Annotated in this window: 7 protein-coding genes; 6 read left to right on the plus strand and 1 reads right to left on the minus strand. The window is 40.0% G+C overall.

Translation table 11 applies throughout. The features are described 5' to 3' along the window. Positions 1 to 7 precede the first annotated feature (7 nt). The 6 genes from EZ444_RS21765 to EZ444_RS21790 all read left to right on the plus strand — a co-directional run bounded on the left by EZ444_RS21765 (position 8) and on the right by EZ444_RS21790 (position 8,731). A complete protein-coding gene (locus tag EZ444_RS21765; RefSeq protein WP_131611300.1) occupies positions 8 to 715 on the plus strand; it encodes an SGNH/GDSL hydrolase family protein in 708 nt (235 codons plus the stop codon). Positions 716 to 758: 43 nt separating this feature from the next. Next, positions 759 to 1,529 (plus strand): GntR family transcriptional regulator, encoded by a 771-nt coding sequence (locus tag EZ444_RS21770; protein ID WP_131611302.1) that lies wholly within the window; start codon positions 759 to 761, stop codon positions 1,527 to 1,529. Between the two features lie 85 nt (positions 1,530 to 1,614). Beyond that, positions 1,615 to 4,899 (plus strand): SusC/RagA family TonB-linked outer membrane protein, encoded by a 3,285-nt coding sequence (locus EZ444_RS21775; protein WP_131611304.1) that lies wholly within the window; start codon positions 1,615 to 1,617, stop codon positions 4,897 to 4,899. A gap of 16 nt (positions 4,900 to 4,915) precedes the next feature. After that, on the plus strand, positions 4,916 to 6,937 hold the full coding sequence (locus tag EZ444_RS21780) for a RagB/SusD family nutrient uptake outer membrane protein (protein ID WP_131611308.1): 2,022 nt from the start codon (positions 4,916 to 4,918) through the stop codon (positions 6,935 to 6,937). A gap of 305 nt (positions 6,938 to 7,242) precedes the next feature. After that, positions 7,243 to 7,806 carry a sigma-70 family RNA polymerase sigma factor gene (locus EZ444_RS21785; protein ID WP_131611311.1) on the plus strand — a complete coding sequence of 188 codons (564 nt, stop codon included), beginning with the start codon at positions 7,243 to 7,245 and terminating at the stop codon, positions 7,804 to 7,806. 115 nt (positions 7,807 to 7,921) lie between these two features. Then, a complete protein-coding gene (locus EZ444_RS21790; protein WP_131611313.1) occupies positions 7,922 to 8,731 on the plus strand; it encodes a hypothetical protein in 810 nt (269 codons plus the stop codon). Here EZ444_RS21790 and EZ444_RS21795 read toward each other — a convergent pair. Continuing rightward, a complete protein-coding gene (locus EZ444_RS21795) occupies positions 8,673 to 8,909 on the minus strand; it encodes a transposase (RefSeq protein WP_225874809.1) in 237 nt (78 codons plus the stop codon). The genes EZ444_RS21790 and EZ444_RS21795 overlap by 59 nt on opposite strands. Positions 8,910 to 8,926: the final 17 nt, after the last annotated feature.

An 8,926-nucleotide genomic window follows, 5' to 3' on the forward strand; every position in this document is an offset into this window, starting at 1 on the left:
AAATCATATGAAAAAAATAAGTATATCCATATTAATCCTGATTTCGGCAGTTCAGATCTGTATCGGCCAACTTGCCGATTCCTCAGTTTACCTTAGTGGTATAAAAACTGAATTAAATAAACAATGGCCAAAAAACAGAACTATTAACCTCGTCTTTCATGGTCATTCGGTACCCTCAGGTTATTGGTCCAATCATGAAGTACATACATTATCATCTTATCCTTACCTGCTTTTACAACAATTGAAAACATTGTATCCTTATGCAGTGATCAATGTGATTACCACTTCAATTGGTGGAGAAAATGCAATAAAAGGTGAGAGCCGCTTTACTCAGGATGTGCTGCCACATAAGCCAGATGTCCTGTTTATTGATTACGCACTGAATGACAGGGCTGCGGGACTTGAAAAAACGAAGGAAGCCTGGGAGAAAATGATTCAAAAAGCCCTGGAAGCGAATGTAAAAGTGATCCTTTTAACTCCTTCGCCCGATACAAGAGTTGATATTTTCGCGAAGGATGGCAAAAGCCTATCCGCACATGCCGATCAAATTAGGGCATTGGCCCAAAAATACCATGTAGGTTTGGCAGATCCTTTTAGCTTGTTTCAAGCCATACAAAAAAAAGGAAACCTAGCCGAATATATGTCGCAAGTAAACCACCCCAATCTGAAAGGCCATCAACTGATCAGCGGGGAACTGATGAAATGGTTCAGGTAACACATACTAACGAAAAATCACTAATTTTAAGAAATTTTACCTTATGAAACCTAAGTTTATCACCATTAGTGAAGAGATTATTGAGAAAATTAAAGATGGAGAATTGCTGCCCGGAGATAAGGTGCCTTCTGAAAACGAATTGATCAATGATTATAAAATAAGTAATACTACAGCCAGAAAATGTTTGCTGGAGATAGAGTCTAAAGGATATGCGAGGCGGATAAAAGGGAAGGGTACATTTGTGCTAAACCGAACTGTCGAACATCAGCTGGTACGTACTTTAGGTTCTATCAACTCCACAAGACGTGGTTTTAACGAGGGAATAAAAGCCGAAGGGTTTACACCTAAAAATATCATCATTGAAAAAACAGTCTTAAACGAAGGGATCTCTTCTGAGATTGTCGGTAAGCACTATATTATTGATGGACCTGTCTTAAAAATTCGTCAATTACGTTATGCAGACGATATTCTGATGAAAGACGAAACCAGATATGTTTCATTGAAATTATGTCCAAGAATAGATCGACTCTCTACAGAGATTTCTTATTTCAAGACATATGAGGAGGAGTATAACCTAAAGATATCTGATATTAAACAAACACTGGGTGTAGATATTCTCGAAGCCTCATCTGCACAGAATAATTTTGAGGTAGACAAGCAAATCCCAGTTTTTATACTGGACAGCGTCGTGCTTTGTGATGCTGAAAAAGTCGTTGAAATTGAAAGATCTTTTTATCGTGGTGATAAATACAAATTCGCCATTGTAGCGAGTCCGGAGTACGATGTAAGTCCTACTTTTAATTTAAAAAAATAAGCGTCAGCTTATTTTTTTTTGCTTCACCCTTTTTCCTGCGAAACGACATCTATATATGTGAAGACAACCAAATATCTAATTTCGTATGAATCAAAAAAAATGTAGCTGGTATTCGCTTTCGCTTATTGTTCTTGTTTTGCTGACTAACCTGCCTGTTCGGGCAAGTTTTATGCAACAGGAAATAATCAAAGGGAAAGTGACAGATGATAAAGGGGGCCCGATGCCTGGCGTCGGTGTTGTTGTGAAGGGTACTCAGAAAAGAACCCAAACTGATGGGAATGGAAATTTCTCTTTGCAGATTGCAGATCGCAATCCCATCATTCTTGTGTTTTCTTATGTGGGCTTTCAGACTCAGGAAGTGTCTGTGACAACCCCGAGAGAATTGAAGATACAAATGAAAGCATCAACGAGTGTCCTGGATGAAATTGTAGTGGTAGGTTATGGAACCGTCACACGTAGGGATCTTACTGGAGCTGTTGCTTCCATCAGTGCAAACGATTTGAAAGATATTCCAATTTCTTCTGCAGCAGATGCGCTTGCTGGTCGCTTGGCCGGGGTACAGGTTACCTCATCAGAAGGTGCACCAGGATCAGAAACCAATATTGTTATCCGTGGCGGAGGGTCCATCACACAGGATAATGCACCTTTATATGTTATTGATGGCATGCAGGTAGAAAGTGGTTTGACAGGGATTTCTCCTCAGGATATTGCATCTGTTGATGTTTTGAAAGATGCTGCAGCGACAGCCATTTATGGCGCCAGAGGGGCAAACGGAGTAATTGTTGTAACCACCAAGGGTGGAAAGGAGGGTAAGACCGTGGTTAGTGTGAACAGCTTTATGGGTATAAATAAGTTGTCGAATAAATTAGGGGTTATGAGCCCATATGATTTTGTAGAATACCAGTACGAGCGAAGCAGAGGAAATGTGAATGCAGAAACTAGCTTTGCCAGGAAATATGGATCTTATTTCGATACACTTGCGGTTTACAAAAATACACCTGCGATAGATTGGGAACAGGAAATGTTTGGTAGAAATGCCTTAATACAAACTCATAATTTTGGCATCTCAGGTGGCAGCAAGTCAACGACTTTTAACATAAGCCTTACCAAAAATATACAGGACGGTATTATGTTAAACTCTGATTTTGACCGGAATATAGCCAACTTAAAATTTGACCATGTTGCAAGTAATAAATTCAAAACTGGCGCTACCGTAAGGTTTATTTCGCAAGAGGTTATGGGAGCTGGTACCAGTGCGGCCGGACAAACACAAACCTCAAGACTAAGGCAGACTATCAAATACAAACCTTTTATCACCAATGTGAATCTTGGAATTGAAGACTTTGATCAGGCTTATTACAACGAAACAAATGCAGTAGGAAATGGTGTGTTTATCATTAATCCTATTGCCTTGAATAAGGCAGAGTATCGGAGTAATGGAAGTAAGGGAATAAATCTTGCTGGCTATGTAAATTATAATTTTACAAGGTATTTATCTTTCCGAACAACTGCAGGTTATGATTATAGTAGTGCCCAGGTGGATTCATTTGACGATATCAATACTCCGGGATCTATATTTTATGGTTTAGGACTTCCAGTAGCAGGAGTGATTAATACACAGAAAAGCGTATTGAATGTTTCAAATGTGCTGAACTTCTCAAATTCGACATTCAATACTTTATTTAGCAGAAATAATGTCTTCACTTTTTTACTGGGACAGGAGATTTATGAGACAGATATTCGTCAGAACAATTCACAGTTAAACGGGTTTCCCGCTGGAATTACTGCTGATAAGGCACTTGGTCAATTGAATTTAGGTACCATGCGTACCAGTTTTCCAACCTCTTTGATTTTAGAAAGTAAAATTTTGTCATTCTTTTCAAGAGCCACTTATTCCCACAAGGGTAAATACCTGGCTGCGTTTTCTCTTAGAACAGATGGCTCTACAAAATTTGCTCCTGATAAACGCTGGGGCTATTTTCCTGCAGCATCATTGGCCTGGAGAATCTCGCAGGAAAAATTTATGAAGCCAATTAGTTTTATATCAGACATGAAACTCAGGCTGAGCTGGGGGCAGGCCGGGAATAATCGGATCGATGATTATCTTTATTTATCCGCATTTCAAACCAATCTATTCCCCTATGGCTTGAATGAGGTGATGCAACCGAGTTATACCGTTACTAAACTGGCCAACCCCAATTTAAAATGGGAAAAAACAATTTCAAGAAACATAGGTCTGGATCTAGGAATATTAAAGAATAAACTGTTGTTTACTTTTAATGCTTACCAAAATGACGTTAAAGACCTGCTAATCCCTGTTCCGATCCCTTCAACTTCCGGTTATGCCGCGCAACTGCAAAACGTAGGTTCAACAAGAAATAAGGGATTTGAGTTTCAACTGGATGCTGCTATTCTCAGTAAGAAAGATTTTACCTGGAAAACCAATTTTAACATCTCTTATAACGAGAACAAGATTCTTTCACTTTCTACCTATCAAAAAGAATATTTGCAAGGTTCGGGTTGGGGGATTTCTGGTCAGCCCGATTATGCGGTTAGTGTTGGCCAGGCGGTGGGTGCCATGTACGGCTTCGTTACCGATGGTTATTATAAAACCGAGGATTTTAACTATGATCCGGCAACTAAAATCTATTCGCTTAAAAGTGGTATCCCGGATGGTTTGGATGCAGCAGGTGTCTCTCAACCCGGCAGTATCAAATTTAAAGACATCAATGGCGATGGGGTTGTAAACCAGAATGACAGGAAGATCATAGGCAATGCCAATCCTAAATTTTCTGGGGGGATGAACCAGCAGTTCAGGTATAAGCAATTTGATCTGAGCATATTCGCGAATTTTGTGATCGGAAATGACATTATGAATGCCAATAAGATTGAATTTACCAATGGATTTGTAACTGACAACAATATGCTGTCCATTATGGGTAACCGCTGGAAAACCATTGATAACCTTGGTAACCTTGTTCAAACAACAGCGACTGTAGGTGGAAAACAGGTCGCTATAGGTGAAGCTCCTGAAATATTGAATGATATTAATAAAGGGGCTAATATCTGGCAACCTTTAAAGGGCACGGGAGCTTATACTTTACATTCCAGGGCTGTAGAAGATGGATCATTTTTACGCATCAATAACATCACTTTAGGTTATACTTTTTCACCAGGCTTACTGGCTAAAATAAAAGTAAAATCTTTAAGACTATACGGTACGGTAAACAATATTGCGGTCATTACGAATTATAGCGGGTACGATCCTGAAGTCAATGCGATAAGAAATTCGCCAGTTACAAGGGGGGTAGATTACTCAGCTTATCCTAGAAGCAAAGCTTACATATTCGGACTTAACCTTACACTTTAATCAAATTCATAGCATTATGAAATTACAATACTACACCCGTTCAATTGTGCTTATGCTAATGGTTGCATCTGTATTGATTCTACCATCATGTAAGCGCTATCTGGATATTGAACCACAATCATTTTTTGATGAAGCCTACACCTTTAGTACGGTTACTACAGCTACCAGCGCAGTAATGGGCGTTTATGGAAGACTTACCGGAGAATCTGCCTATGGCTCCCGATTATCCTTAATTTATCCTGTTGATGCTGATGATTTCCTTGCCTTCGGGAATACTTCATCAGGCGGTGGAGATAACGGTGCTAAAGCAATTGCCAGGTATAATGCAGCACCAGAAAATATTCAGTTGGAAAGACCATTTAACCAGCTGTTTAGCGGTATTGAGAGCGCTAATATCTGCATTAAGAATATTCCGAAAATGGACCTGTATACCAATGGTACAGCCGCTGATATCAGATCATTAAAGCGATTACACGGTGAAGTCCTGACTTTAAGAGCCCAGTTTTATTTTGAACTGGTCAGGGTTTGGGGAGATGTTCCAGCACAATTTGAACCTTCGGCAGATCAGACAGACCTGTTTAAAACAAAGACAGATCGTGACAGTATCTATAACCGGATACTAGACGATCTTAAAATTGCAGAAGAGCTGGTCCCATGGAGAAAGGAATCGGGGATTGCTATAGATGAGCGGATCACTAAAGGAGCGGTAAAGGCTATCCGTGCGAAGATTGCACTATTTTGTGGAGGCTATTCGCTAAGAAGGAATTCAGGTGTAATGGAACGGAGGGCCGATTACCTGGAATATTATAAAATAGCGAGAGACGAATGTAAGGACATCATCGATTCCAAACAACATGCATTGAACCCGAGTTTCGAAGCTGTTTTTAAAGACAATATAGATGCGCATAAAATAGAAACTAACGGAGAAGTAATTTTTGAAGTTGCACTGGCGGGAGGCTTGAACACAACAGATGGAAGGTTAGGTAATTCTGACGGGCCTAACGTTGGTGCCAATGCAGGCGGGGGCGGGGTAAGGGTTTTGCCAACTTACTATTACTCCTTTGATGTGCTGGACTCAAGAATGCCCGTAACCATCGCCGATTATACCATTAACCCAAGTAACAATAAACTTGGGGCGGTATTGCCGGCTGCGGCTTCTGGTAAATTCAGAAGAGACTGGATTTCGAATCCTGTAGTGGATTTGAAGTCTACAGCTTCTTATTATGGAGTAAACTGGCCCATAATCCGTTACGCTGATGTATTGCTAATGTTTGCTGAGGCAGATAATGAAATTAATTCAGGGCCAGGGACGGATGCCATTAGCGCGGTGAATAGTGTTCGTCAGAGAGCCTGGGCTAGGGGGATCAAAACTATAAATGTAGTAAATGGCGGGACAGGCTACACAGCTATCCCGGCGGTAACGATTACCGGGACAGGAACTGGGGCTGCTGCTGTAGCCAGTGTTTCTGGTGGAAAGGTGGTGAAAATAACCATTATAAGTGTTGGCGACAATTATACAGCAGCTCCGGTTATTTCTTTTACAGGAGGAAACGGAACCGGAGCCACGGCTACCGCTACAATTTTAACCAATAAAGCTGAAGCTAATCTAACGCCACAACAGACTGCTGATAAGGATGCCTTTTTTGGAGCAATAGTAAATGAAAGGTGGTTTGAGTTCGGGGGAGAGGGGATCCGCAAGTATGATCTGATCAGATGGAACCTTTTGGGCCAGAAAATCACGGAAACCAGAGCAAATCTGACAAAAATGCTAAATAAACAAGCGCCGTATCAAAATCTGCCACAGGTTAGGTTTTACAAAAACACCTCAGCAACATTAATCTGGCAAAACTCCATGTACGAGCCCGCTCCGGCGGCGGCTTTAAGCGGCTATACTTCTGTGAGCTGGATCGCAGCCTTGTCGGCCTTGTATGTTACGAATGTTGCGGAACTTTACCGGCCTAATCATGCTGAACTTTTACCTTTGCCGAGAGCGGTAATTGATGCCAATCCTAAGTTACGCCAGGACTACGGTTATTAGGGATTTTTGAGAAAGAACTTATAGTGCATAATTTGATTGAAAAATTATGCACTTAAAAATAAAAATTGTATTATAGTATTGTAATTGTAACCAAATGTAAACCCCGTAAACGATGTCGCTAGGGTAGTTTTTTATAGCGCTTAATATAGTATGCAACAGGATCATACACCAAAATGTACGGTCTTTTTTAATGTCAAAATCATCTTAGTGCGTTAAGTTGATTAAAAAATGTTAAAGTGCTGTTGATATTAAAGCTTTGAGTGTATAAAATCCGGCGGTAAAGTTTATGTGATAAGCCAAATGATATGAGAATAAATGACGACTTAATCTTATTGCTGCTAAAAGACGGTAATAAAAATGCATACGAGCATTTGTTTCAAAAGTATTATCATACACTCAGGTCTCAGGCCTGTATGCTTCTTAAAGATAGTATGGAAGCCGAAGACCAGGTTCAAGATTTATTTATAGAAATAATGGATAAAAAATTGGCTGATAAAATCAATTCGAATTTAGGCGCTTATCTCAAAACCTGCCTATATCATAAATGCCTTGTGGTATTAAATAGGAAGAAGAGAAGGCAGTATCAGATAGAGCAGTATAAGTTAGGCTGCGATGATCTGGTTTACAATGACCAGCTTGAGCACCGCGAATCGGAGCGTTCTGTATATCAGTTACTCAGGAATCTCTCTGTACAGCGGTTAAATGTATGTAAATTGGTTTATCTGGAGAAAAAGAAATATAAGGATGCGGCTGTAGAAATGGGAATTACCATAAACTCCGTTAAAACACATCTCAGGTTGGCTAATAAAGCTTTGAGAGAAGAACTTGTAGGATCCAAAACCTATGTGATGAACGTATTGTATGCTTGATTTTTTTGTTATTTTTTTAACTTAGTGCGTTAAGTAGCTAATGTATTTTGTTGTTTACAATTCCATTTTTGGGTCGGGTTTTGTGTAGCATTAGGTACACACAAATATAACCGATATGAAAAAATTATTTATTATCGCAATGGCTTGCTATGGCTTTAGCGCTCGTGCCCAGCTGCGCGAATCCAGGAACTTTTTGTACCTCTACTCTGATTCTATTATCTATGCAAGAGATATTAAAATCCGGCCAGATTTTTCAGGGAATCTACGAGTTAGAGTCGACTCGAGAAATGTTCCGATAGCACAAGTCAAATTTCTAAATAGTAAGGATGGTTTTTTTGCCAATACCAGAAAAATTGGGATTATACGTACTGCGGGCTTCGCAGAGCGAATTATTGAAGGGCGGATTAATGTTTTTCAGGAGAGAACATTATCATATGCCCCTTTTGTCTATGATGCACACCATACAAATGAGATGCATTATCCATCCGGAGCTGCACCATCAGTAAGTGCCAACCTGTATTATAATACCGGCTATGCTGATTTGAAGATGTTAAATTACGTTAATCTGAAGAAGGACATGGCCGACAATCCTCAGAGTATGGATATGCTTTATGCTTACAGAAGAAGTATGAATACAACTAAATTTCTTTACATAGCTGGGGCTGCGTCTATTTTGGCTGCGGGGCTAACTTCTATGGGAGGAGGTGAAAGCGCCTATTCAACGAGTAGGTTTACAACGGGAGTCAGTTTAGGGGCCTTAGGCTTGGGATTGATCGCTGGCGGGTACCTAAAGAGTGTTGCTGCTAAAGGGAAGCTAGAAACGGATCAATCCCAAAAGTTGTGGAGCAGGCGTGAATTTTTGGATTTTAAGCATACAATTGAGTTAGTCTATACAGGAAGAATTCTATGTTTTTCACACCTCTAAACAGATTTCTAAAAGCCTTTATTTTTGCATTAAAAGATTCCGCGGAAGCATTAGTAGATCTGTTATCAAAGTAGTTCAATATAGTCTGATAATGGTTCTGTATGGACCTGGCAATTGTATTAAAAGACTTGAATCCCGTTTGCCGTACTTTTTCATGCCATTTGGCCAATCTCGCCAAGGCGAAGACTTTATCTG

This window comes from Pedobacter hiemivivus (genome assembly GCF_004331685.1).
GTDB classification, from domain to species: Bacteria; Bacteroidota; Bacteroidia; order Sphingobacteriales; family Sphingobacteriaceae; genus Pedobacter; species Pedobacter hiemivivus.